The organism is Cyclobacterium amurskyense, from assembly GCF_001050135.1.
Lineage (GTDB): Bacteria > Bacteroidota > Bacteroidia > Cytophagales > Cyclobacteriaceae > Cyclobacterium > Cyclobacterium amurskyense.
Window position 1 is genome coordinate 5,068,948 of the sequence record NZ_CP012040.1, and the last position, 25,962, is coordinate 5,094,909.

15 protein-coding genes and 1 tRNA gene are annotated in these 25,962 nt (G+C 39.5%); 13 read left to right on the forward strand and 3 right to left on the reverse strand.

Features of this window, described 5'->3' with window-relative positions; translation table 11 throughout:
• Nucleotides 1-4: 4 nt before the first annotated feature.
• The 3 genes from CA2015_RS20300 to CA2015_RS20310 are packed head-to-tail and all read left to right on the forward strand — an operon-like array spanning nt 5 to nt 2,168.
• Entirely contained in the window at nt 5-940 is a 936-nt protein-coding gene (locus CA2015_RS20300; RefSeq protein ID WP_048643554.1) for a M48 family metallopeptidase, read from the forward strand.
• Nucleotides 941-967: 27 nt separating this feature from the next.
• Nucleotides 968-1,879 (forward strand): DnaJ C-terminal domain-containing protein, encoded by a 912-nt coding sequence (locus CA2015_RS20305; RefSeq protein WP_048643555.1) that lies wholly within the window; start codon nt 968-970, stop codon nt 1,877-1,879.
• On the forward strand, nt 1,872-2,168 hold the full coding sequence (locus tag CA2015_RS20310; protein WP_048643556.1) for a chaperone modulator CbpM: 297 nt from the start codon (nt 1,872-1,874) through the stop codon (nt 2,166-2,168). The genes CA2015_RS20305 and CA2015_RS20310 overlap by 8 nt, the downstream gene beginning before the upstream one ends.
• Nucleotides 2,169-2,179: 11 nt before the next feature.
• On the opposite strand, the gene CA2015_RS20315 is transcribed toward CA2015_RS20310, so the two are convergent.
• From CA2015_RS20315 to CA2015_RS20325, 3 genes are all read right to left on the reverse strand, one after another.
• A tRNA-Val gene (locus CA2015_RS20315) sits at nt 2,180-2,254 on the reverse strand.
• A gap of 225 nt (nt 2,255-2,479) precedes the next feature.
• Complete coding sequence (locus tag CA2015_RS20320; protein WP_048643557.1) at nt 2,480-3,832, reverse strand: sensor histidine kinase; 1,353 nt, start codon at nt 3,830-3,832, stop codon at nt 2,480-2,482.
• Nucleotides 3,832-5,196 carry a sigma-54-dependent transcriptional regulator gene (locus CA2015_RS20325; protein ID WP_048643558.1) on the reverse strand — a complete coding sequence of 455 codons (1,365 nt, stop codon included), beginning with the start codon at nt 5,194-5,196 and terminating at the stop codon, nt 3,832-3,834. Before CA2015_RS20325 ends, CA2015_RS20320 begins: the two co-directional genes overlap by 1 nt.
• A gap of 204 nt (nt 5,197-5,400) precedes the next feature.
• Between CA2015_RS20325 and CA2015_RS20330 the strand changes: the two genes are divergently transcribed.
• The 10 genes from CA2015_RS20330 (at nt 5,401) to CA2015_RS20375 (ending at nt 25,962) form a co-directional block, all read left to right on the forward strand.
• Nucleotides 5,401-6,747 carry a TolC family protein gene (locus CA2015_RS20330; protein ID WP_048643559.1) on the forward strand — a complete coding sequence of 449 codons (1,347 nt, stop codon included), beginning with the start codon at nt 5,401-5,403 and terminating at the stop codon, nt 6,745-6,747.
• A gap of 3 nt (nt 6,748-6,750) precedes the next feature.
• On the forward strand, nt 6,751-8,001 hold the full coding sequence (locus tag CA2015_RS20335) for an efflux RND transporter periplasmic adaptor subunit (protein ID WP_048643560.1): 1,251 nt from the start codon (nt 6,751-6,753) through the stop codon (nt 7,999-8,001).
• A gap of 67 nt (nt 8,002-8,068) precedes the next feature.
• Entirely contained in the window at nt 8,069-8,764 is a 696-nt protein-coding gene (locus CA2015_RS20340) for an ABC transporter ATP-binding protein (protein WP_048643561.1), read from the forward strand.
• Between the two features lie 54 nt (nt 8,765-8,818).
• Entirely contained in the window at nt 8,819-11,215 is a 2,397-nt protein-coding gene (locus CA2015_RS20345) for an ABC transporter permease (protein WP_048643562.1), read from the forward strand.
• A gap of 95 nt (nt 11,216-11,310) precedes the next feature.
• Nucleotides 11,311-13,743, forward strand: a complete 2,433-nt coding sequence (locus CA2015_RS20350) for an ABC transporter permease (RefSeq protein ID WP_048643563.1) — start codon at nt 11,311-11,313, stop codon at nt 13,741-13,743.
• A gap of 27 nt (nt 13,744-13,770) precedes the next feature.
• On the forward strand, nt 13,771-16,203 hold the full coding sequence (locus CA2015_RS20355) for an ABC transporter permease (protein ID WP_048643564.1): 2,433 nt from the start codon (nt 13,771-13,773) through the stop codon (nt 16,201-16,203).
• Nucleotides 16,204-16,257: 54 nt separating this feature from the next.
• Nucleotides 16,258-18,669, forward strand: coding sequence for an ABC transporter permease (locus tag CA2015_RS20360; protein WP_084011925.1), 2,412 nt, complete (start codon nt 16,258-16,260; stop codon nt 18,667-18,669).
• Between the two features lie 55 nt (nt 18,670-18,724).
• Nucleotides 18,725-21,121, forward strand: a complete 2,397-nt coding sequence (locus tag CA2015_RS20365) for an ABC transporter permease (protein ID WP_048643566.1) — start codon at nt 18,725-18,727, stop codon at nt 21,119-21,121.
• Nucleotides 21,122-21,178: 57 nt separating this feature from the next.
• Nucleotides 21,179-23,560: an ABC transporter permease gene (locus tag CA2015_RS20370; protein WP_048644656.1), complete on the forward strand. Its 2,382-nt coding sequence runs from the start codon at nt 21,179-21,181 to the stop codon at nt 23,558-23,560.
• A gap of 29 nt (nt 23,561-23,589) precedes the next feature.
• Entirely contained in the window at nt 23,590-25,962 is a 2,373-nt protein-coding gene (locus CA2015_RS20375) for an FtsX-like permease family protein (protein ID WP_048643567.1), read from the forward strand.

The window sequence follows — 25,962 nt, forward strand, 5'->3', positions numbered from 1 at the left end:
GTAAATGGCAGGATACATTGGAATACAAACCCAAATTAGGAGAAACAATACACGTTCTGTCTTACTATTAATAGGTTTTCCGCTATTGATTTTGGCTTCGGTATATGCTTTTTTATACCTTACCATTCCTCAGGATGAATACAATGTGTCAATAAATGAATTGTTTGCTAGCACTATACCTGGGGTGCTCATTGCCGTGGCAATATGGTTTGTTATTGCCTTTTTTTTCCATTCTCGTATGATACAAGGGGCAGCAGGTTCAAAGCCTTTGGAGAGAAAGGAAAATATGCGTGTATACAATTTGGTAGAAAACCTATGTATCAGTAAGGGAATGAAAATGCCCAAGGTAAATATCATTGAAGACCCGGCTTTCAATGCCTTTGCAAGTGGCATCAATGAGAAAACTTATACCGTAACACTTACCAGGGGTATAATTGAAGCACTCACTGATGAAGAACTTGAAGGGGTAATTGCCCATGAATTGATGCACATTAGGAATAAGGATGTACGGCTCTTGATTATATCTATCATTTTCGTTGGTATTTTTTCTTTTGTTGCTCAAATACTGTTTCGTAATATGCTTTTTGGTGGGGCAAGAAGGAGGGGTAAAAATGACGGACGCGCCGTACTTATTGCCATGGCCATTGCCTTTGTCGCTTATCTTCTAAGTATGCTATTTCGTTTTGCTATTTCCAGAAAAAGGGAGTATATGGCAGATAGTGGGGCTGCTGAAATGACGAGAAACCCACTTGCTTTGGCATCTGCATTGCGAAAAATAGCAGGCAACTATCAGGTGAAGGGAGTGAAAAGTGATGATGTTGCTGAATTGTTTATAGAAAACAGACCCGATAAATCATCAGGCATTTTATCGGCTATTTCTGGGCTATTTGCTACTCATCCTCCAATAGAAAAACGCATTGAAATTTTAGAAAATTTTTAATATTGTAACCTACTGTATTTATAAAGCATGAATTTTATTGATTATTATAAATTGTTGGGTATAAATAAGACTGCCACCCAAGAAGAAATAAAGAAAGCTTATCGGAAAATGGCTAGGAAATACCATCCTGACTTAAATCCGGATGATAAGGAAGCGAAAAAGCATTTTCAGGCCGTAAATGAGGCCAATGAAGTGCTTAGCGATCCTGAGAAGCGAAAGAAATATGATCAATACGGTGAAAATTGGAAAAATCAGGAAGCCCATCAAAGTTCTGGTAATGCGGGAAGAAGGGGTGGCCAACAGCAACAATACAGCAATGCTGATTTCGAGCAAGCCTTTGGACAAGGAGGTTTTTCAGATTTCTTTGACTCCATGTTTGGTGGGGGCGCTGGCAGGAGGTCATCAGGATCTAGTATAAAATTTAAAGGGCAGGATCTTCATGCCACGCTTGAACTTCAATTGCGGGATGTCCTGGAAGCGGACAAAAGAACCCTGGATATCAATGGCAAAATGATCAGGCTTACCATCAAGGCTGGTGTTGAAGATGGACAAACCATAAAAATTAAAAATCATGGGGGAGAAGGTGTAAATGGAGGGCCAAAAGGGGATTTGTACATCACTTTTAAAATAGCCCCAGACCCAGAATTTAAAAGAGAGGGTTCTGATTTACACAAAGAAGTACCCGTAGATTTATACAAAGCCATATTAGGAGGTGATATCATCGTTTCCACCTTAACTGGAAAGGTGAAATTGAAAGTGGCTCCAGGAACTCAGAATGGTACTAAGGTGAAGCTCAAAGGTAAAGGTTTTCCCGTTTATAATAAGGAGGGAGCTTTTGGGGATTTGTATTTGACCTATGTGGTCAAAATACCTAGTACACTTACCTCCGAGGAGAAAAAATTATTTGAACAATTGGCTAATCTTAGAAACCATGTATAATTTAAGTGAAGAACATGTTTCATTGGAACAGTTTTGCCGATCCTGCAATATAGAAACGACCTTTGTATATTCTTTAGCAGAGCAAGACTTGTGTGAAATCATTATTATCGAAGAAAAAACGTATGTTTTACAGGAGGATTTACCATTGTTAGAAAGACTTTCTAGGCTACATTATGATATGGAAATAAACATGGAAGGTTTATATGCTATCGCTCATCTACAGGAAAAAATCGAAAGTCTAAAGGAAGAAGTAAGGTCCTTATCTAGAAAACTAGACAGACATCAATAATGTCAAAAAAGTAGGTCGTACCAGGCTCGAACTGGTGACCTCTGCCCTGTCAAGGCAGCGCTCTGAACCAACTGAGCTAACGACCTAATTTGAGATGCAATTATACATGATATCACCGAATAAGGCAATCAATTGCTGGTAAATCTATATCAATCAATAAGAATACATGGAAGCGATTTACTTATGGCTTCTTCTCATGCTCGAAGACTTTGGAAAAAGGTCTAGTAAATAAATGAGCGAAGATGGTTGTTTTTAGTGGTTGATGGACTAATTTTTATGGGCAAAATAGAGGTGTTCTTGTCCATTTTGGTTTAGAAGGTCAGTACAAAAGAAGTTTCTTTACCAGGAGTGGAATGTACCCTAATGCTCCCTCCATGCAAATGCATTATTTGCTTGGACAAACTTAAGCCAATTCCTGTTCCACCTTCCTTGGTAGTAAAAAAGGGGACAAATATTTCATCAATTTGATCCGCTGGAATACCTGGTCCATTGTCTTTAACTTCTATGTATTTTCTGCCTTGGGCATTGATGGCTGCTTTTATTGTCAGTATACCATCTTCTTTGGCTTGCATTGATTGAATGGCATTTTTGGAAAGGTTGATCAATACCTGTGCAATTTGTTTTTCATCCAAGAAAAACTCTAAATCCTCAGGTTCTACCAAAAGGTTAATTAGGACCTTTTGCTTACTATTTTCCATTCGCATCAATACTTTCAATCGATCAAGTAATGATTTTATTTGTACCAATGATTTGTCCGGACTTGGGAGATCAAGGAAGCTTCTATAAGACTTAACAAAGTCCATTAAATCTTCTCCCTGAATACGAATTACATTTAATCCTTTAACGGTGTTTTTTATTTGATCTTCATTTAAATTTTCCCATCTCAACTCTCCAGTTTCATCAATCTTATAGTAATTTGATAAAGATTCTGAAATTGAGGTGATAGGAGTTATGGTATTCATGATTTCATGGGTAAGCACCCTAATCAGGCGTACCCATGAATCGGTTTCTTTTTCGTCCAATTCTTTGTGGAGATCTTGTACGGTCACTAGGAGCAATGCTTTGCCTTCCATTTGTATGGGTACAGCCTTGAAAAACAATTGGTTTTTTTCGCGCTCATTTACCAATTGGTAATACTTTTGTTCAAAAGGACCAAGGTTTTCAATTAACTCAAATAATTTTTGATCAATTTGTTGCAGTTGTTTGACATGCAAAAGTGGTCTGAAGTTGAGAAGTTTTTCCAAAAAGGGATTTGAAAAAAGAATATGTCCTTTCTCATCAATGGTCATAATGCCTATGTCTATCTGCTTTAAAATTTCCTGGTAATACCTTTCCCTCGCCTGAAGTTGTAATTGTACATCCTGAATCAGTTGGTTTACCCGGTTTAAACTGCTGTTCAGTTCTTTAAAAGATTGAATGGAGACTTTTTCTGGAAAACGTAGGGTAAAATCTTCATTTCTAATGGCGTCGAAAAAATAGGCTATTTTTCTATTGGTCTTATTTATATAAGTGATTAGGACGTAAGTTTGAAAACCTATGCTTAATAACAATGCAACACCCAAACTGTACCATTGAGTCACAATAAAATAGGCCGAACCTAAAGCTGATACTGTGATCAAAAGTACCCTGATGATCAATTGAAAATAGAAATTTAGGCTGGCCATCAGTCTCTGATTTTTTTTATTTTATTGTACAAAGTTTGCCTTGATATTCCCAATCGTTCAGCTGCTAGCGTATAATTTCCATCACATTTTTTGAGTGTGTTTTCTATCATCAAGGCTTCCATTTCTTCTAATGAACCGGGGAAAGAGTCAAATGAAGAGATGGCTGCTGAATTTAGGAAAAAGTCGGATGGTTTTAACACATTTCCTTCACTTAGGATCACGGCTCTTTCCATGGTATGTTGCAATTCCCTAACATTTCCTGGCCATTTGTATTTCAGCAGCTTTTCCTCAGAAGATTGATTGATGCGCAAACCCGGTTTACCATATTTGTGCATAAATTTTTCCAAGAAATACTGGCACAAAACCAGAATGTCATCTCCTCTTTTTCTTAAAGGAGGGACATCTACATGAATGGTGTTGATTCTATACATTAAATCCTCCCTGAAAAGCCCATCACTAACCATTTTTTCAAGATCACAATTGGTCGCACATATAAGCCTTATATCCACTGGAACTGGCTTATTTGAGCCTACTCTTACTATGGTTCTGTTTTGAATGGCGGAAAGTAATTTGGTTTGCATTTTCAAAGAAAGATTTCCAATCTCATCTAGAAATAAGGTACCACCATCAGCCGCCTCAAATTTACCTATACGTTCTTCTTTGGCATCTGTAAAGGCTCCTTTTGAGTGACCAAACAGCTCACTTTCAAACAGAGTCTCTGAAATGGACCCCATATCCACGCCTATAAATATTTCATTACTTCTTTGCGAACACCTGTGAATTTCTCTTGCTATTAACTCTTTACCCGTACCATTTTCTCCCGTTACCAAAACATTGACATCTGTCTGAGCTACTTTCCTAGTCAGTTTTAAAGCATTTTTAATGGCTTCAGATTGCCCTATAATAGCATGGTTATGTTGGTTTATGACTTGCTTGAGGTTGTGTTCTTTTTTTTGAAGTTGGATGACTTGCTTTTGGGACTTTCTGAGTTGGTATGCTGATCTGACAGTTGCCAGCATGCGTTCATTGCTCCAGGGTTTTAAAATAAAATCTACAGCACCATTTTTAATTGCTTTGACGGCAAGGTCTATGGAGCCATAGGCAGTCATCATTATTACTGAGATGTAAGGAGCTTTTTCTTTGATCTGATTGAGCCAAAAAAGCCCTTCATTGCCAGAATTGACTCCCGCGGAAAAATTCATGTCCAACAATACAATGTCTATATCAGAAAATCCTGGATAAGATGGTATCTGCTTGGGATTGTTTAGTGTTGCTACATGTTTGTATTCAAACTGTAATAAAATCTCCAAGGCACTCAACATGCTTTTGTTATCATCAATCACCAGAATTTTAGCATCGATCATTTTTGTATTCAATTAGTACCGGGTTAAAACTACTAATCCTCTAGATAACCTGCTAAAAAGTGTCAAAATTTTTGACAAATCACGTACAATTATTTTACAACTCCCCTTGAATTGAATAGATAAATAGTTGTATACAACTGTATATCAGCACAATAATAATTCTGGCATGAGGCTGGTATAAGTGTTTCACAGAATTATTAACGTATGGCACTAAAATTAAAAGCATTTCTACTTCTACTAAGTTTTTTTACCTTAAAGGTACAAGCACAATCATCCTGGTCTTTGGAAGAATGTGTGGCCTATGCAATGGCACATAACCTGGAAGTAAAGGATTTTGAATATGTCTCCCAATCAGGCAAGGAGAACTATAGGCAATCTATTAGAAACCTACTTCCCCGAATAGATGCGTCTACGGGATACAACATAAATTATGGTAGAAGTACTGATCCATTCACCAATGATGTGGTTACCAATGAATTCTTTTCCAATGGATATTCTCTAAGTTCCTCAATTGATTTGTTTCAGGGATTTCTTAAAATGAATGCCATTAAAACCTCTCGATTTATATATGAGGCAAATCTACAGGAAACCTTACAACAAAAGTATTTACTTGCCTTTAGGGTGATGCGTGCATTTTATGACGTTCGCTTTTTTGAGGAATTGGTAGAAGTTGCCAAAGGACAAACAGAGGTTTCCCAGGCAAATTATAATTTGGTAAAAAGACAAATCGAGTTAGGTTTAAAAGCAGGTGCGGACCTTTATGAATCAGAATCACTTTTACTGTCAGACAAGCTTAACCTCACCCAAAGTGAAAACAAGTTGGAATTAGCGAAGCTTCAATTGATGCAGGAGATGAATTTAGAGGAAAGAGAAAATTTCTTCGTCGCAAGTAAAAAGCAGGAGGGTGGTTTTCAGAAAGTTTTTCAAGCCATTCATACTGATTCCATCTACCAACAGGCAGAAAGCTTTTTGCCCTTGCTAAAAGCGCAGGAATTTCGTGTAAATGCTGCCAGAAAACAGATCGATGTGAATAGGGCTTACCTGTATCCATCACTTTCCCTTTATGCGAATATTGGAACAGGGTATTTTCAAACAACAAGAGATACTTTAGGGAATACAATAGAATTCAGGAATCAGATCAGGGACAATACCTACAGGGCGGTTGGCTTGAGTTTAAATATTCCAATTAGCAGGGGATGGTCCACAAGATCACGAATCAAACAAAGCAAAATTGATTTGCTTAGAGTAGAAAATAACTTTGAAATTCAAAAACAGACCGTCTACAATGATATTCAGCAATTGGTAGTAGAAAACAAAGCCCTTCAGAATGAATATGCTCAAAGTCTGCAGAAAGTAAAAGCTCAAGAACTTACATTTCTTATCGCACAAAGACGATATGAAAAAGGACTTATTAGTATTTTGGAGTTAACCACAGCAAAAAATTTATTTTCTGCGGCCCAGAATGAGAACTTGGAAGTAGGCTTGCGCCTTGAAGTAAATAACAGTACCATCGATTTTTATAGGGGAGTATCCCTTTTTAACATTCAATAACTTATGGATATTATACTTGAAAAGAAAAAAGGGCTAAGGCCAAAACATTACGGATACATAGCTCTGGCAGCGCTGTTGATCTATGCAGGTTATCAGCTATGGTTTACCAGTTCTGTCTCTACTTTCCGTACGGAAAAGGGCAAATTATCCATAGCCGAGGTAGTTGAAGGGAAATTCGATGACTATATCACCATCAATGGAAGTGTTGCGCCCATTGCCACCATTTATATGGATGCCTATGAAGGGGGTCGGGTTACCGAAAAATTAATAGAAGAAGGGGCTATTGTTAAAAAGGGCGACATTATTCTGGTTTTGGAAAACAGAAGCCTTTACGAGCAAATACTCGCCAGCGAAAGTAATCTCGCTCTAAAACAAAATGACTTGCGTTCAACAAAATTAACTTTTGATTCCAGACAGGTGGAAGGAAGGAAATCCCTGGCAACAGCGAGTACCAATCTACACCGGTTTAAAAGAAATTACGAGCAAAACAAGGCGCTGTATGAAGAGGAATTGATTTCCAGAGAAGAATACCTGATCGCAAAAGAGAATTATGAACTCTCTGAAAAACAATATGAAATCGTTAAACTCCAGACCGAACAGGACAAAGAATTGCGTGAAACATCTCTGACGGGTCTTGATACTGATCTGGAGCGGATGGAAAAGACCTTATCTATGGTGTATGAGCGACTGGATCATTTGAATGTGCGTGCACCAGCAGACGGGCAATTGGGATTTTTGGATGCGGAAATTGGGCAGAGCATCGCTCAGGGAGAACGCATAGGTCAGATCAATGTATTGACTGATTACAAAATCGAAGCGGATATAGATGAGCATTATATTGATAGGGTTCAACGAGATTTAATGGCCGTATTGGAGCGGAATGGCAAGGATTTCAGCTTGCGGCTTAGGAAAGTATACCCAGAGGTTAGAAGTGGAAAATTTAGGGTTGACCTGGTTTTCACAGAGGACAAACCTGAAAACATAAGAACCGGACAAAGCTATAATATCAAATTACAACTAGGAGAGTCCTCCGATGCCATGTTGCTGCCAAAAGGAAGTTTTTTCCAGAGTACGGGAGGTCAATGGGTCTTTGTCGTTAACCAGGATGGGGACGAAGCCATAAAGAGAAACATTAGAATAGGAAAGCAAAATGCCAGGTATTATGAAATCCTGGAAGGCTTGCAGCCCGGAGAAAAAGTAATCACAAGTAACTATGACAATTTTGGTGAGGCCGATAGAATAGTTTTGAACTGATCTACTCCAAAAGCAAATACATACGAAATAGATAGCATACCTGAGCAATAGAAAAAATAAATAAGATATGATAACCATTAAAGATTTAGTAAAAAGTTTTCGAACAGAAGAGGTAGAAACACTCGCACTGAACAAAGTAAACCTCAAAGTAGAATCAGGGGAATTTGTAGCCATTATGGGTCCATCAGGCTGCGGAAAATCTACTTTGCTCAACATTATAGGCATGTTGGACAATCCAACTGAAGGCAGTTACAATTTCGCTTCCAATGAAGTGGCAGGTCTCCGAGAAAATCAGAGAACACAGCTGCGAAAAGGAAACCTTGGCTTTGTGTTTCAAAGCTTTAATCTAATTGATGAATTGACCGTTTTTGAAAATGTGGAATTGCCGCTTATTTACCTGAAAATGGGCAAAGCAGAACGCAGAGAAAAGGTAATGGCGGTTTTGGAGCGAATGAAAATTGCCCACCGTGAAAAACACTTCCCGCATCAATTGTCTGGTGGACAGCAGCAGCGTGTAGCCATTGCCAGGGCGGTAGTCACCAAACCCAAGTTGATCCTGGCTGATGAACCCACAGGTAACCTGGATTCGAAAAATGGAATGCAGGTAATGAACCTACTGACTGAACTTAACCAGGAAGGAACGACCATCGTGATGGTGACGCACTCAGAGCATGATTCCCATTTCGCACACCGTGTAGTTAACTTATTCGATGGACAAATCGTGACAGAAAGCCAAAACAGAGCCATGGGGGCAGCATTATAGCTGTACCAAAATTCCCCTCATCTTTTACTCTTCACATTTTAGATACTGGCAATAATGATCAAAAATTACCTTAAAATAGCTTGGCGAAGCCTTCTTAAAAACAAGGTCCTATTCTCTATCAATACCCTGGGTTTGGCATTGGGAATAGCGTCTTGTGTCATTATTTCTCATTTTGTCCTCGATGAATTGAGTTATGACCAGTTCAATGTGAAGTCGGATCAAATTTCAAGGATCGTTTTTAGAGCCAAGGTAAATGGTGAGGAGATAAAAGAAGGAGTGGTGATGGCCCCTGTAGCACATACGCTTAAGGAGGAATACCCGGAAGTGCTGGATGCAACAAGGATTCGTAGGATCGGAACACCGAAAATCACCATTGACAATCAGTCTTATAGAGATGGGAGATTTGCCTACGTAGATCCAAATTTCTTCGAAATCTTTAGCCTGCCTATTATAGCCGGGGATGCTGGTAACCCATTGGAGCAACCGAATACTGCCGTTATAACTACAACATTGGCATTAAAGTATTTTGGAACCAAAGATGCAACAGGGAAATTGTTTTACCTGGAAAGTCAGGAACAACCCTATACCATTACGGGAGTTATTGAGGAGATGCCTGAAAATGCCCATTTTCATTTTGACCTCTTTGCTTCAATGAAAGGATTCCCTGAAGCCAACAGTAATTCTTGGTTTAAAGGTGATTTTTTCACCTATCTCTTGCTAGAAAAGGGATTTGATCACCAACAATTGGAGGCCAAACTGCCAGATTTGATTGGGAAATATATGGGGCCTTCCATGCAGGAAGAAATGGGCCTGTCCTTTGAGGAATTTACCAAAGACAACCAACTTGGTTTTATCTTACAACCCCTGAGTGACATTCATTTGCGCTCCGACAATGCCTCATACAGCGAATTAGAAGAAGGTGGGGACATAAAATATGTCTATATTTTCAGTGCAATAGCCCTGTTTATGCTTTTGATTGCTTGTGTCAATTTTATAAACCTGGCAACAGCAACTGCTGCTAAGAGAGCCAAAGAGGTCGGCATCCGCAAAGTATTGGGAGCCGATAAGAAAATGCTTTTCTACCAGTTTATCTCCGAATCCTTTATAGCAAGTACTGCAGCCATGCTTCTGGCAGTTGTTTTCGTAATTGTTATCCTGCCTTTTTATGTGGAGTTTTCTGGGAAAGCACTTGAGCTATCCTATTTTTTGCAGCCACAGCTGCTATTGACTCTGCCCGTATTTACTTTTCTGATAAGTCTTTTGGCAGGAAGCTATCCAGCCATTTATTTGTCTTCCTTTCGGGCCATTCAGGGCTTAACCAATAGTAGGTCAGGGGGATCAAATAAAAGCTTTCGAAGTGCATTGGTGGTGTTTCAATTTGTGATTTCGGCAGGGCTAATATTGGCGACCTTGGTGGTCAATCAGCAAATGAACTATATTCAAAACAAAGACCTGGGCTATGATAGAGACCAAATTCTGGTCATTAGGGATGCTTATCTGTTGGAAAATAATCAGGAAGCCTTCAAAAATGAGTTGATGAAAAATCCTAAAGTAAGCGCTGTGACCCAGTCTTCCTTTGTACCAGCAGGCCCTTCGGACAATAACGTGACACAGATTTATATCAATGGTCAATTCAATCGGCGGATGCCAGTGTTCAATATTGACGAAAACTATATTCCTACAATGGAAATGGAAATGGTTGCAGGAAGAAATTTTTCAAGAGATTTCGGCGCTGATTCATCAAATGTGATCCTTAACCAAACGGCAGTTGAGATTTTTGGATTTGGAGAAGATCCAATAGAGAAAACCATCTCAGATGGAACCCATACAAGTACGGTAATAGGCGTGGTAAAAGACTTTCACTTTAAATCTTTGCATCAACCAATAGAACCTTTGTTGATGTATTACAGGCCTTATGGTGGCTTGATCGTGAAAGCCAAACCATTGAACATGACCGCTCTCATTGCGGAGACCCAATCGTTGTGGAATTCTTTCGGTACTGCAGAAACTTTTGGCTTTTCCCTTATGGATGAATCGTACCAAAGGGCTTATCAAACGGAACAGAATATGGGAAAGGTTTTAAATGGTTTTGCGCTATTGACCATTGCTGTTGCGTGTTTGGGACTATTTGGGCTGGTCACTTTTACCGCCGAAAAACGCTTTAGGGAAATTGGGATTAGAAAAGTATTGGGTGCTACCGTTTTTCAGATAGTGTCCATGCTTACCAAAGATTTTCTTCTTTTGGTAGGGATCTCTTTCTTCTTCGCCTTTCCTATCGGCTGCTACCTGATGGAGAATTGGTTACAGGCATTTGCCTTCCGAATAGAGATTTATTGGTGGATATATGGCTTGGTTGCCTTGATTACGCTATTTATTGCCTTTTCCACAATAAGCTACAAGAGCCTTATGGCGGCAAATTTAGATCCAGTAAAAGCAATTAAGGAAGATTAAAATTTAGAAATACAGTTGAATTACAAATCTGACTAAACCATATAGGATAGTTAGTGAGGACAATAGAAGGTTATTATTATTTTAAAATATTTGTCATGTTTAAAACTCATCTTATCATCGCATGGAGAAGTTTGAAAAAGCAACCCTTTTTCACTTTTCTCAACATTTTCGGACTTACTGTGGGCATGGCAGGAGGACTTCTCATCGCATTGTACATTTACGATGAGTTGAGTTATGATCAGATGTTCACTGATGCAGAACAAATTTACCGCTTAGATGCAGATATAAAGTTCGGGGGATCGGAAAACAACACGGCTGTTTTGCCTGCACCTATGGCTGGGGTTTTGGAAAGTGATTTCCCTCAAGTGGAAATTGCCACCAGGTTTAGAACTTTAGGCAGTACCTTTGTTACCAAAAGTGGCACCTTACAAAAGGTGAAGTTATCAAGAACTACCTATGCAGACCCTTCATTTTTGGAATTGTTCGGTATTGATTTACTCGTGGGAGACAGCGAAACGGTTCTTTCGGAACCAAACACAGTGGTCCTAACCAAAACTGCTGCTGAAAAGTTTTTTCCAGTAGATGAAGCATTGGGGCAAACACTCGTTTTTGATGGTGGAGACATCTATACTGTAACCGCCGTAATTGACGACTTGCCTAGAAATTCATTTTTGAGTGAATATTCCCTTTTTATAGCTATGGAAGGCTATGCTGATGCTAAAATAGCCCATTGGGGTAGCCACAATTACAATACTTTTGTAAAATTAAAGCCAAATACCAGGATCGCTGATTTTGATGCTGCGCTACCTACTATTGTGAAAACCTATGTGATGGTCTGGGCCCAAACGGTCTTCCCTGGTGTCACTGAGGAGCAGTTCGCTGCTTCAGGCAATTATATTCGGTACAGTACCATTCCATTGACCGATATTCACCTTCATTCTCAGCGAACAGGAGAAATGAGTGCCAACAATAGTATTCAAAATATCTATATTCTCTCCTTTATTGCGCTGTTTTTGATTGTTTTGGCAAGCGTCAATTTTATGAATTTGAGCACTGCTAGCTCTTTAAAAAGGGCCAAAGAGGTGGGCATACGAAAAACTTTAGGATCCAATCGATACACCTTGATCCAGCAATTTCTGACCGAATCAGGCCTTATCAGTTTTGCCTCCTTGCTTTTGGCAATAGGTTTAACCTTACTAATCCTGCCGTACTTCAATGACCTATCTGACAAGCAATTGTCTCTGCCATTTATGTCTCCTGGTTTTTGGTTGATGCTTCTTTCGGCCACAATCCTTTTGGGTTTGTTTTCTGGAAGTTATCCTGCTTTCTTTCTTTCACGATTTTCACCGATTAAGGTACTTTCTGGAAATGGCGGGAGTGCTGTTGGGGGCGGGAAATTGCGCAATGCATTGGTCGTCTTTCAATTTGCAATATCTGTATTTCTAATAGTGGCAACCTTGGTTGTTTATGGACAATTGCAATTCATACAGCAAAAGGATCTTGGGTATGAAAAAAACCAGGTATTAATCATTAATGATGTGTATGCGCTGGGTTCGAAGACAAGCACATTAAAGGAAGAAATTCGGGAATTGGCCCTAGTTGAAGAAGCAACTCTAAGTGGGTATTTACCAACCCCTTCAAATAGAAGTAGTAATTCGTATTTTGAGGAAGGCGTTTCCGATCAGGAGAAAGCCTTGAGCATGCAAACATGGGCGGTGGATCATGAATATGTGGCTACCTTGGACCTTAAAATCCTTGCTGGAAGAGACTTTGACAGAGAAAGGCCTGCAGATTCCAGCGCCATGCTCATCAACGAAAGCACCTTGAAAGTGCTGGGTATAACAGCTGAGGAAGCTTTGGGAAAAAGGTTTTATTCCAATATGGTGGATACCGACCAGGAATTCTATAAAGTAATCGGAATCATCAATGATTTCCATTATGAATCCCTTAGGGAAACCATTAATCCCTTAAGTTTGGTAATAGGCGAAAACCCAGGCCTTATGGCCATAAAACTGAATGCAGGTGATTTTTCACAAGCCATCACCCAGATTGAAACCATCTGGACCCAGTTGGCCCCTGAACTTCCTTTTAATTATTACTTTATGGATGCCTCATTTGACAACACCTACCAATCAGATCAACGGTTGGGTAAGCTGTTTGTCATTTTCACGGTCCTTTCTATTCTGGTGGCTTGTCTGGGACTATTTGGGCTGGCTGCTTTTAATGCGGAAAAACGGACCAAGGAAATTGGAATCAGAAAGGTATTAGGAGCCAGTGTAGGTCAAATATCCTTTAGGTTATCAGTTGATTTTTTAAAGTTAGTAGGAGTTGCGGTGCTAATATCATTGCCTTTGGGCTGGTATGCCATGAACAAGTGGCTTGAAGAATTTTCCTATAAAATAGAAGTGGGTTGGTGGGTTATGGCACTTGCAGCTTTTCTGGCTGTAGCCATTGCCATTCTTACGGTTAGCTATCAAAGCATAAAAGCGGCGATAGCTAATCCGATAAATAGTTTAGGGACGGAATAATTTTGATGCAATTTAAAAACCAGTATCATGTTTAGAAATTACCTTAAAATTGCTTGGAGAAGTTTGAAGAAACAGCCTTTCTTTACCTTTCTAAATACCTTCAGTCTTACCATAGGTATTGCGGGGGGCATGCTCATATCTCTGTACGTTTACGACGAACTGAGTTTTGACAAAATGTTCATTGATTCTGACCGTATTTACCGCATCAATGCGGACATTAAATTTGGTGGCGCGGTCATGAACATAGCTGAAACCGGAGCTCCAATGGCTGGTACAATTCTAAATGATTTTTCCCAGGTTGAAAATGTTACCCGGATCAGGAATCGGGGGAGTTTACTGATCAGAAAAAGTGGTACTGAAGAAAACACAAAGGAAGACCAGGTAGCTTTTGCAGATTCTACACTTTTTGATTTTTTTGGAATAAACTTGTTGGTAGGGGATTCAAGAACCGCGCTCACTGAGCCAAACACGATGGTGCTGACCAAAACAGCCGCAGAAAAACACTTCTCAATTAACAATGCTTTGGGCCAAACTTTATTGGTAAACAATGAGGATACTTATACGGTAACCGGCGTGATGGACGACCTGCCGAAGAATAGTTTATTGAGGGATCATTCTCTGTTTATGGCATTGGCTGGGTACGATGATGCACAGCAAATGTTATGGACCAGCCACAATTATTTTACATTTATCAAACTGATACCAGGTGCAACTATTGAAGATTTTAAAGCGCCTCTGCATTCAATGTTGGAAAAATACATCTTTCCATATGTTCAGCAGTTCTATCCCGGAATAACAGCGGAATCTTTTGCTGCATCCGGTAATTATTTAAGGTACAGTACCATTCCTTTGACTGATATTCACCTGCATTCCAATCGCCACCATGAGCTCAGCGCAAATAGTAGTATTCAAAATGTATACATTCTTTCATTTATAGGTTTGTTCTTAATTGTATTGGCAAGCGTTAATTTCATGAACTTGTCAACGGCCTATTCACTAAAAAGAGCCAAAGAAGTTGGCATTCGCAAAACCTTGGGTTCTGACAGGTCCCAACTGGTTTGGCAATTCCTGACAGAAGCAGGTTTGATCTCTTTTATTTCTTTGCTGATGGCTGTAGGGATTGCAGTCTTAGCACTGCCCTTTTTCAATGAACTTTCGGGGAAATCAATGACCCTACCTTTTGCAGCCCCTTATTTCTGGATCATTTTGTTGTCGGCTACCATACTGTTAAGCCTTTTTTCAGGTAGCTATCCTGCCTTCTTTATGTCGAAATTTGTGGCCGCAAAAGTCCTTAAAGGGAGTGGACAAAGCAGTATTGGGGGAGGAGGGGTTCGAAACTCACTTGTCGTTTTCCAGTTTGCCATTTCGGTTATATTGATCGTGGCTACTTTGGTTGTTTTTCAGCAACTTAATTTTATTCAGGGTAAAGACCTGGGCTATACCAAAGATCAAATCCTGGTGATTGATGATGTATATGCAACTGGTAATCAAATTGAAGCCTTTAAAGAGGAAGTTCAGCAATTGGGTCAGGTGGCAAATGTTTCTTTGAGTGGGTATTTGCCTACGCCATCCTTCCGACAGGACAACGGTTTCTTTAAGGAAGGATCTACCGAACAGGAAAATGCTTTGCAGATGCAAAATTGGCAGGTAGATCATGATTATATATCCACCTTGAATATGGAATTAATAGCCGGTCGTGATTTTGACAAACGTTACCCTTCAGATTCTACGGGGATGATAATAAATGAATCCGCCTTGGCAATTTTAGGGCTAAAACCTGAAGAGGCCCTGGGCTTGAGACTGTCTCAGGATTTAGGGGAAGAAAACCCAGATTTCTATAAAGTTATTGGGGTAGTTAAAAATTTCCATTTTGAATCTTTAAGGGAAGATATTGGCGCATTGAGTCTTTCATTAGGCAGTTCCTCAAGTACAATGGCTGTAAGGATAAAATCTGGTGATTTCCCCAATGCCATTGAAGGCATAGCGTCAATTTGGACCAAAATGGCGCCCGGCCAACCTTTCAACTACAGGTTTATGGAGGATTCATTCAATAGGGTCTACGAATCCGAACAAAAACTAGGACAGATCTTTATGGTATTTACTGTTTTATCCATAATGATTGCTTGTCTAGGCCTATTCGGTCTGGCTGCTTTCAACGCCCAAAAGCGTACGAAGGAAATTGGTATCCGAAAAGTTTTAGGAGCAAGTGTGGGGCAAATCACCCTGCGTTTAACGACGGATTTTCTAAAAATGGTAGGTATTTCCATTTTGATAGCCATACCCATAGGATGGTATGCCATGAACAAATGGCTTGAGGATTTTACCTACCGAATAGAAATCGGTTGGAGCATATTTGCTTATGCTGCCTTTCTGGCAATAGGCATAGCCATTCTAACTGTGAGCTATCAAAGTATTAAGGCAGCGATAAAAAATCCTAGTCAAAGTTTAAGTACGGAATAAAGAAACGTAGCTTCTAAAGTGTAAAAGTAATGGCCGCTAAAAACTAAAAATATCATGTTCAATAACTATTTAAAAATTGCCTGGCGAAATATCCGAAGGTATAAACTCCATTCCTTTATCAATATTATAGGTTTGGCGGTTGCCTTCTCTATAAGCATAATGCTGTTTTTAGTTGCCTATTTTCATTTTAGCTTTGATTCGTTTCATAAGGATTCAGACCAGTTATTCAAGGTTTCGCGTTTTACCAATGCTTCACAGGGAATGAATATTAGTTCCAGTATGCCATTACCACTGGGCCCAGTTCTGGAAGAGGAGATACCAGGTATTGAGACTGCAATAAACCTTCAAAGTGGCTTTCCTGAAAACATAACCTTTGGAGATAAAGGCATTGAGAAGATTATTTCCAGAACTGACGCTGAATTTTTTGATGTTTTTAATTTCCCAATCCTTATTGGGGACAAGCAAACAGCCCTCTCAAATATCAATAACATCGCCCTAAGTGAAAGTACTGCTTTCGCTATTTTTGGAGACATTAACCCAATTGGAAAAGAATTAAAGATTGGGAAAATCGGAGAACAGCAGTCCTTTAATGTATCGGCTGTAATTGAAGATGCCCCAAAGAATTCCAGTATTCGCTTCGATGCTGTGGCACGCATTGAGTCACTTGCCAATTATGGTAGCAATAAAAACAAATGGGATATTAATGCTCCCAATTTGTACGTGAAAATTTCAAAGAATAGCAACCAGACAATTATTGAAGAGAAGTTGGTGGCAATGGTGGAAAAATATTACCCTGAGGAATTGGCTTCGCTCAAAATCGAAAATCCTGAGGCCATGGGTACCAGAGAACTGTTAAGCCTTAATCTTACAGCTATCGACCAGGTCCATTTCTCTGGGGAACGAAGTGCCCCCAAAACATTGATCTACTCCATCGCAGTTTTAGGTTCATTTATACTGCTGATTGCCTGTTTCAACTTTGTAAACTTAAACATGGCACATTCCTTTAAAAGGAGTAAGGAATTAGGTGTCCGAAAAAGTTTAGGCGCTTTCAAAGGCCAGCTTATTTTACAATTATGGGGTGAGGCATTTCTACTTTATAGCATAGGATTTATATTGGGGATTGCGATTGCCTTTCAATTGGTGCCTGTTTTTAATGCCCAATTTGGAGGAGGCATTCAAATAGACACCTTATTACAGCCTGGTTTCTTGGCCATCCTGTTTGGTGTTTTCATGCTCGTCACTTTGATTGCCGGAGGGTATCCGGCTCTAAAAATGGCCAATTTCGGATTGGTGGCCATTTTAAAGGGAAATGTCTCCAAAAATAGACCTGGAGCCTTGCGTAATTCTTTATTGGTGAGTCAATTTGCCATTTCCAGCTTGTTGATTTTTGTAAGTGTAATCGCAGGTCAGCAATTGAATTTCTTAAAGGAAAAACCCATAGGTTTTGAAAAAGAACAAGTGATTAGCATTCCTGTAGGAAATCAAGAAGATGGTAGAAAAGTACTGTCAAGACTTCAAAACGAACTGGCAAGCGATCCTGAGGTTGTTTCCGTATCCGGAGCAGGAGGTAATTTGGGTAGGGGACTAGACCGGGTTACATCAAGGGTGAATATAGATTTTGTTTACAATGAAAACAAGATAGACACAGACTGGATATTGGTGGATTTCGACTACCTAAAAACCTTGCAAATCCCAATTATTAAAGGAAGAGACTTCGATTCTGACTTCGCGACAGACACCATTAATGCAGTGGTGGTCACCCAAAGTTTTGTCAAAGCCATGGGAGAAACTGATCCTATAGGAAAATACTTTGGGGGAGAGGGAGAGCAGTCGGGCAATCAAATTATAGGGGTTGTGCCAGATTTTTACGCGTATTCACCATCGGACAGGTCTTTGCCAATTGTGATGCACCTTTCTGCCCATGAACCTTTCAACTATATTCTCTTAAAAGTTCGATCAGATAATCCAAGTGCCACAATGGATAAACTTGCTACGACCTGGGAAGAAGTAATTCCAAATGTAGCTTTCAAAGGATCCTTTTTAGATGAAAACCTGCAAGCCTGGTATGAAGGAGAAAGTGTTTTAACCACAACATTTGGTATCGCATCGGGCATCGCTATTTTCCTGTCTTGTCTGGGGCTTTTTGCCATTTCCCTTTGGGTCATAGAAATTCGTACCAAAGAAATAGGCATTCGAAAAGTAATGGGTGCCTCAGTCAATGGAATCGTAAAAATGATTTCATTCCATTTTCTAAAGCTGGTATTTATCAGCTTACTAATAGCAGCCCCTTTGGCCTGGTATGCCATGCAAAGCTGGATTGAAGGATATGAGCACCGCATTGTGATTAGCCCATTTACATTTGTTGGGGTTGGGCTGATGGTGGCATTGGTTGCCGTACTCACGGTAAGCTTTCATGTCATAAAAGCTGCTATAACAAACCCCGTAAATAGTTTACGGTCAGAATAAATTAGAATAGTCATCACTGGCCCTAAAAGCTGGTGAAGGCTTTAAATAAGGATTTATGCTTAAGAACAACCTTAAAATCGCCTGGCGAAATATAAAACGAAACAAAGGCTACAGCTTTCTGAATGTTAGCGGTATTGCCATAGGTCTCGCAGCATTTTGGTTGATAGCATTGTATGTAGCCGATGAACTTAGCTATGATCGATCCTTCACCAATTCGGAGCAAATCTTTAGGGTTGCTCAGCATGCGAATTGGGACAATGGAAAAATGGACATTGCTCTTACCTCCCCACCATTTGCAGTCGCTTTAAAAAATGAATTCCCTCAAGTGGAAGAGGCAGTAAGAATCAATATTGAAGGTGGTGACCTAATCAATTACGGCAATAAAAGTATCAACCAAGAAGGCATTTGGTTTGCAGAAAATACTTTCTTTGCGCTTTTTAATTACCCGTTTCTTTATGGAAATGGCGCAACTGCCTTGATAAATCCTGGAACCATCGTCATTACTGAAAGCCTTGCGATTAAAATTTTTGGGGATGCCTCAAAAGCAATCAATGAAACAATTGCCCTGGGCAACCAAAAACAGCCTATCAAAATAACGGGGGTAATAAAGGATCTTCCTCAAAACTCCCACTTGAAATTCAGTGCAATCCGTTCATTTGCATTAGAAGATCTGAGAAGTGAAAATTGGAATGCTGCGTTTCTCTATACATACCTTCTTTTAAAGAAAGGGACTGACCCAGATTCATTTGCAAACAAGTTGCTTCTTTTTGAAAAGGACCTGGCCAACCGAATGAATTTTTCTGATTTTAAGATAGAATTACAAGCATTGACAGCTATTCATCTGCATTCTCATCTGGATTATGAATTAAGTGCCAATGGAAATGCCGGATTGGTCTACTTATTTATTGTAATTGGGCTACTAGTATTGTTGATTGCGGTAATCAATTACATGAACCTATCTACAGCACGCGCCACCATGCGGGTGAAGGAAATCGGTATCCGGAAAGTGGTAGGATCTGAAATAAAACACCTCGTAGGGTTGTTTTTAAGTGAGGCAATTTTGGTCACCTTTATTGCTTCACTTTTAGCCTGTTTTATTGTTCAATTAACCCTTCCTGTATTTAATCAATTTGCAGAAAAAGATTTGACACTCCTGCATTTCGGAGCTTTTAAAACCATTGGCGCAATCGTCCTTTTTACGGTTTTGACAGGGGTTTTATGTGGGAGTTATCCTGCCTTGTTTTTGTCAAGGCTTAAAATGATTCCTTCACTCAAAGGGCAAATTAGCAATATGGGTACTAGTATTTTCTTACGGAAATCACTGGTAGTAGTCCAGTTTGTCATTACAGTTTGCCTGATTAGTGGCTCCTACATTATTTACAGACAGATGCAATTTGTCTCTCAAAAAGACCTTGGATTTGACAAAACTCAGGTGCTGATAAGCCATATCGATGATGTAAAAGTACGTAGCAAAATACCAGCATTGAAAGCTACACTCTTGCAAAGCCCTATGGTAGAAAGCGTGGCAACAGCCGGTAATCCATTAGGTACCAATTACCTTGGCAAATTTAGTTTCTTTTTTGAGGTAAATGGAAAAATGCAAACCACTGCCACTATGGCAAATTTTCTCTACATCGATGAGGATTTTCTGCCAACCAATGGAATGGCGTTATTACAGGGTAGAAATTTCTCACCTGATATGCCAACAGATAAAGAGGGCACCGTAATCATTAACGAAACATTGATGAATTCCCTTGGCTATACAGATGCCATTGGAAAGAAAATCAATTATAAATCCGGAAATGACAGCCTGGTAAATCGGCAGGTTATCGGGGTTATTAAAGATTTTCATTCAACTTCTTTACAGCATAAAATCGAACCTATGGTACTGTTGATGCCACCAAATGATAGGGAAAGAGACAATCTTTATATAAAAATCTCAAAAGGTAAAGCGGTTGCAGGGATTGCATTTGTAAAAAGTACAATGGAACAATTCGATTCCGAAAATCAAGCAAATGTCCATTTTCTCAATGAAAACTTTAACCAGCAATACCTGTCCCAGCAAAAACAGGGAAAATTATCACTCGTCTTTACGATCCTGGCTTTTATCATTTCAGGTCTTGGTCTGTTGGGATTGGTGATTTTTGTAACTGCTCAGCGTAGAAAGGAAATTGGTTTAAGAAAAGTCCTTGGGGCTTCCATTATCTCTGTTACCCTGATGTTGAGCAAAGATTTCGGAAAACTAGTCGCCATTGCCTCTTTAATCGCCTTTCCCATTGCCTGGTTTGGTATGGATAGATGGTTACAGGACTTTGCCTATCACATTGAAATTAAATGGTGGATGTTTTTGATATCAGGGGCCATTGCAGTTGCAATTGCCATGACAACAGTAAGCTTTCAGGCATTTAAAGCTGCCTTAACAAACCCCGTAAATAGTTTACGGTCAGAATAATATACCGATGATTTCACAAGTACTTACTTCTTGGGCTGTCTTCAAAAGATGAAAATTATGTACAAAAACTATCTAAAAATCGCTTTTCGAAATCTTTGGAGACATCGGGGCTTTTCGTTCTTAAATATAAGCGGCTTGGCCATTGGGCTAACCGCCGGTTTTCTTATTTTACTTTATGTAGGTTTTGAGATAAGTTATGACAATTTCCATTCTAAAGCAGACCGTATTTACCGGGTTGTTGCAGATATAAAAACACCTACAGACAATATCGAAGCAGATATCCCTGCCTGGGCTGTACCGCCGCATTTAGAAGAACAATTCCCTGAAATTGAAGCTGCTGTTAGGATTTCAGGGCTGGATATGTTAGTCCGCAAAGAGGACATCAAATTCCAGGAAACAGAGGCCAAAATTGTTGATGCCGATTTTTTCAATGTATTCGATTTTAAACTGCTACAAGGAGATGCGGACAATGTTTTAAAAGACCCCTTCAGCCTGGTGCTTTCAGAAAAGGCTGCAAAGAAGTACTTCGGAAATGAGAATCCTGTTGGCAAAACAGTTAAAATCATGGAGGAAGGCCATTTAGCTACTGTTACTGGCTTGATGGAAGACTTTCCCGAAAACTCACACATCAAGACCAACATGGTGGTATCTATGGCCACCTATACCAAAGGAATGGATAGGGATGTGGATAGTTTTTGGAACAATTACGGTGCGGCTGGCTATATTCTCGTAGCGGAACATGCCAATATTGATCAACTTGTTGCCAAATTTCCAGAATTTTTAGAGCGAAATAATGGAGAGGAAATGAAGAAGTCGCAGATGTATGTCAATCTTTTTCTTGAACCATTAATAGATGTTTATTTACGGTCCACCAGGGGAGGTGCTGGGGGTGGTAATATTAGTAATGTATACATTTTTTCTATTGTGGCTATTTTCATTTTATTAATAGCCTGCATCAATTTTATAAACTTAACTACTGCCAGGTCAGTCGAAAGAGCCAAAGAAGTTGGAATCCGAAAAGTTATTGGTGCAGGCAAACGACAATTGGGCATTCAATTTTTAGGGGAGTCCATTGTTATTTCATTTATGGCATTTATAATCGCCCTAGTTCTTACCGCTATAGCCATTCCCTTTTTTAATGACATGGCCGGTAAAATAATAAGCCCAGGTATTATTTCTAGTGCCAATCAATTGCCTATACTTCTATTAATGTCCTTGGGTATTGGCGTTTTGGCAGGTATCTACCCAGCTTTTGTATTGTCCTCTTTTAAGCCTATTAGTGTTTTAAAAGGAAGTTTTTCTTCTGGTACCAGAGGGATTCTTCTGAGAAAAGGATTGGTAATTGCTCAATTTACCATCTCAATCGCATTGATTATTGGAACCATTGTCATCTATAATCAGATGAATTATATGCGCAACCAGGAACTAGGTTTCAACAAAGAACAAACCATTGTCCTGGGTACAGGTGTTTCGCCTTCTCAAAAAGCATTGAGACATGCCATTGATGATTTACCCAATGTACTTTCAACTTCGCTTTCCTCAAGTGTGCCTGGAAAAAGCAATAGTTCTGCTTATTCTGAAGTGGAGAATATAAATGGTGATTTGCAGATCGCCAACCTCGCACTCTATTTTATAGATGAGGAATTTATTCCTCAATTCGATATACCGCTTGTTGCCGGAAGATCCTTTTCAAAAGCATTTGCAACTGATTCTACCGAGGCCATGGTGGTGAATGAAGAGACAGTGAAGTTGTTAGGATACAGTTCTCCTGAGGAAGCCATTGGTGCCAATTTTAAACAATGGGGACGTGAAGGTAAAATTATTGGGGTAATTAAAGATTTTCATTTTAAATCTCTTCGACAACCTATCGAGCCTTTGACAATGCGGCTTGAACCAAAAGGTACTGATTTACTGGTTGTGAAAGTAAACCCAAAAGATATTCAACAAACTGTAGCTGCTATTGCATCCAAATGGGAGGCTATAATTCCAAACGCCCCTTTTGATTATTATTTCTTAGATCAATCTTTTAATAAACAATACCAGACCGAAGAACGATTTGGAAATCTCTTCTTGAACTTTGCAGCGCTAGCCATATTTATTTCATGTCTGGGATTATTAGGTCTTGCAGCTTACAGCACCTTACAGCGCAAACGAGAAATAGGAATTAGAAAAGTGTTGGGCTCTTCGGTAGGAGGAATATTAAATCTCTTGTCCAGGGAATTTGTAAAATTAGTAATTATCTCCTTCTTTATTGCTGCCCCTATAGCTTGGTTCTTTATGTATTTCTGGTTAGAGGATTTCGCTTACCGCATTACCCTTCAATGGTGGATGTTTGCTCTCGCAGGGGCTTCAGCAATAATAATTGCACTGCTAACAGTGAGTTTTCACGCCATCAAAGCAGCAATAGTGAACCCAATTAAAAGTTTAGGTACGGAGTAAAATTCCGCATCAATTAAAGAAGAAAAACCATGTACAAAAACTATCTAAAAATCGCTTTTCGAAATCTTTGGAGACATCGGGGCTTTTCGTTCTTGAATATTGCAGGGCTGGCAATTGGGCTTAGTGCTGGTTTCCTGATTCTTCTTTATGTGAGCTTTGAACTCAGCTATGATCAGTTTCACAGCAAGGCAGACAGGATTTATCGGGTGGTATCGGATATTGAAACACCAACAAGTACCATAAAAAATAGTGAACCTGCCTGGGCTGTGCCACCTCACTTGCATACAGCATTTGAAGAAGTTGAATCAGCAGTAAGAATTCAGGAAACCCGTCTGTTGGTTCATCGCGATGGTAAAAGATACAACGAAAACAATGGTTTGGCAGTTGATCCGGATTTTTTCAAAATGTTTGACTTTAAACTTTTATCTGGAAATAAGGAAAATGCACTTGTAGCTCCTTTCAGCATTGTACTCTCTGAATCAATGGCAAAAAAGTATTTTGGAGATCTGGACCCCATTGGCGAGTCTTTGGATATTGAGGATTATGGTTTTGTAGGCAATGTAACAGCTGTGATGGAAGATATGCCTGTAAATTCCCATTTAAGGGCAGATATTTTGATCTCTTTAACCACTTTTTTTACTGAAAATTATAGTCCCAATTTGAATGACAATTGGGAAGGGTATGAGCCGGATGCCTATATATTGCTCAAGCCAAAGGTAAATGCCAAGGTATTGGAATCTAAATTCCCAGAATTCTTAGAAAGAAATGATGGGGAAGGGATGAAAAAACTCCAGGCCTACGTCACATTGTACCTGGAACCTTTTAAGGAGGTTTATCTGCGATCAGACCGATACAGAACGATAAGTGGAAACATTAACAATGTGTATACCCTATCAATTGTTGCCCTCTTTATTTTGTTGATTGCCAGTATTAATTTCATCAACCTTACTACTGCAAGGTCCACGGAAAGGGCCAGAGAAGTGGGAATACGCAAGGTAATTGGTGCTGAAAAAAGACAACTGGGCCTCCAGTTTATCGGTGAATCTACCCTCATTTGTTTACTGGCATTTTCCTTAACCCTTGCCATTACTTCGCTGATTCTACCTGCTTTTAACGATATGGCGGGTAAAACCATAGCTGAGGGTATTTTGTCTAATCCCTCTCATGTCTTGTCTATATTAGGAATCGCAATACTTATAGGAATATTAGCAGGTAGCTATCCTGCATTCATTTTGTCTTCATTTAAGCCTGTAAATGTATTGAAAGGCAGTTTTTCCAATGGAACGAAAGGGATTCTATTGCGAAAAGGGCTGGTCGTTACCCAATTCTCAATTTCCATAGCATTAATCATTGGTACCATTGTCATTTATCACCAGATGAGTTTTATGCGGAACCAGGATTTGGGGTTTGATAAAGAGCGGATGGTAATATTGAACTCCAGTAATACTGAGCTAAAAGATGGACTTGAGGCTTTACCTGGAGTAGTCTCAACGAGTTTGGTATCAAGCATTCCAGGAGGAGACAATCCTTTGGCCTATTCAAGGATTCAAAATGTAAACAATGACCAACAAATAGTAGATGTTGATGCCTATTTTGTGGATTTTGATGCCATTACTCAATTTGATATGAAGGTAGTTGCAGGAAGAGGTTTTTCCAGCCAGTTTCCAACAGACACTTTAGAAGCCATGGTAATTAACGAAAGTGCTGTGAAATTGCTGGGCTTTGCTTCTCCGAAGGATGCTCTGGAAGCCAAATTTGAGCAATGGGGGCGTTCAGGCAGGGTTGTCGGGGTAGTACAAGATTTTCATTTTAAGTCCTTAAAGGAAAACATTGATCCCCTTACCATGCGGGTGGACAGAGGTAGAAAAGGGCTTCTGACGGTTAAATTATCCTCAAATGATTTAACAAATACAGTAGCCTCCATTGAGGAAAAATGGAAGGCCGTTCTACCAAACGAACCCTTCGATTATTATTTTCTTGATGAATTCTTTGACCGTCAATACCGAGCTGACGAGCGATTCGGATACCTTATTTTTAATTTCTCTATGCTGGCCATTATTATTTCCTGTCTGGGCTTATTTGGCCTGGTAGCTTATAGTACTGTGCAGCGACGGAGGGAAATAGGCATACGGAAAGTGATCGGCGCATCCGTAATGGGCATCGTAAAACTTTTGTCCAAAGAATTTTTAAAACTAGTAGGACTCGCAATTATAGTGGCGTCTCCTTTGGCCTGGCTTGTTATGAATTATTGGCTGGAGGATTTTGCTTATCAAATAGAAATTCAATGGTGGGTTTTTGTCATGGCAGGTGCTATGGTTTTGACTATCGCACTGTTGACAGTAGGTTTTCATGCAATAAAAGCAGCGAATATTAACCCAGTTAAAAGTTTACGAACCGAATAA

Bases quoted from the DNA above. Each gene is read 5' to 3' on its own strand.
- CA2015_RS20300 (WP_048643554.1), top strand. From the start codon at position 5: ATGGCAGGATACATTGGAATACAAACCCAAATTAGGAGAAACAATACA.
- CA2015_RS20305 (WP_048643555.1), top strand. From the start codon at position 968: ATGAATTTTATTGATTATTATAAATTGTTGGGTATAAATAAGACTGCC.
- CA2015_RS20310 (WP_048643556.1), top strand. From the start codon at position 1,872: ATGTATAATTTAAGTGAAGAACATGTTTCATTGGAACAGTTTTGCCGA.
- CA2015_RS20320 (WP_048643557.1), bottom strand. From the start codon at position 3,832: ATGGCCAGCCTAAATTTCTATTTTCAATTGATCATCAGGGTACTTTTG.
- CA2015_RS20325 (WP_048643558.1), bottom strand. From the start codon at position 5,196: ATGATCGATGCTAAAATTCTGGTGATTGATGATAACAAAAGCATGTTG.
- CA2015_RS20330 (WP_048643559.1), top strand. From the start codon at position 5,401: ATGGCACTAAAATTAAAAGCATTTCTACTTCTACTAAGTTTTTTTACC.
- CA2015_RS20335 (WP_048643560.1), top strand. From the start codon at position 6,751: ATGGATATTATACTTGAAAAGAAAAAAGGGCTAAGGCCAAAACATTAC.
- CA2015_RS20340 (WP_048643561.1), top strand. From the start codon at position 8,069: ATGATAACCATTAAAGATTTAGTAAAAAGTTTTCGAACAGAAGAGGTA.
- CA2015_RS20345 (WP_048643562.1), top strand. From the start codon at position 8,819: ATGATCAAAAATTACCTTAAAATAGCTTGGCGAAGCCTTCTTAAAAAC.
- CA2015_RS20350 (WP_048643563.1), top strand. From the start codon at position 11,311: ATGTTTAAAACTCATCTTATCATCGCATGGAGAAGTTTGAAAAAGCAA.
- CA2015_RS20355 (WP_048643564.1), top strand. From the start codon at position 13,771: ATGTTTAGAAATTACCTTAAAATTGCTTGGAGAAGTTTGAAGAAACAG.
- CA2015_RS20360 (WP_084011925.1), top strand. From the start codon at position 16,258: ATGTTCAATAACTATTTAAAAATTGCCTGGCGAAATATCCGAAGGTAT.
- CA2015_RS20365 (WP_048643566.1), top strand. From the start codon at position 18,725: ATGCTTAAGAACAACCTTAAAATCGCCTGGCGAAATATAAAACGAAAC.
- CA2015_RS20370 (WP_048644656.1), top strand. From the start codon at position 21,179: ATGTACAAAAACTATCTAAAAATCGCTTTTCGAAATCTTTGGAGACAT.
- CA2015_RS20375 (WP_048643567.1), top strand. From the start codon at position 23,590: ATGTACAAAAACTATCTAAAAATCGCTTTTCGAAATCTTTGGAGACAT.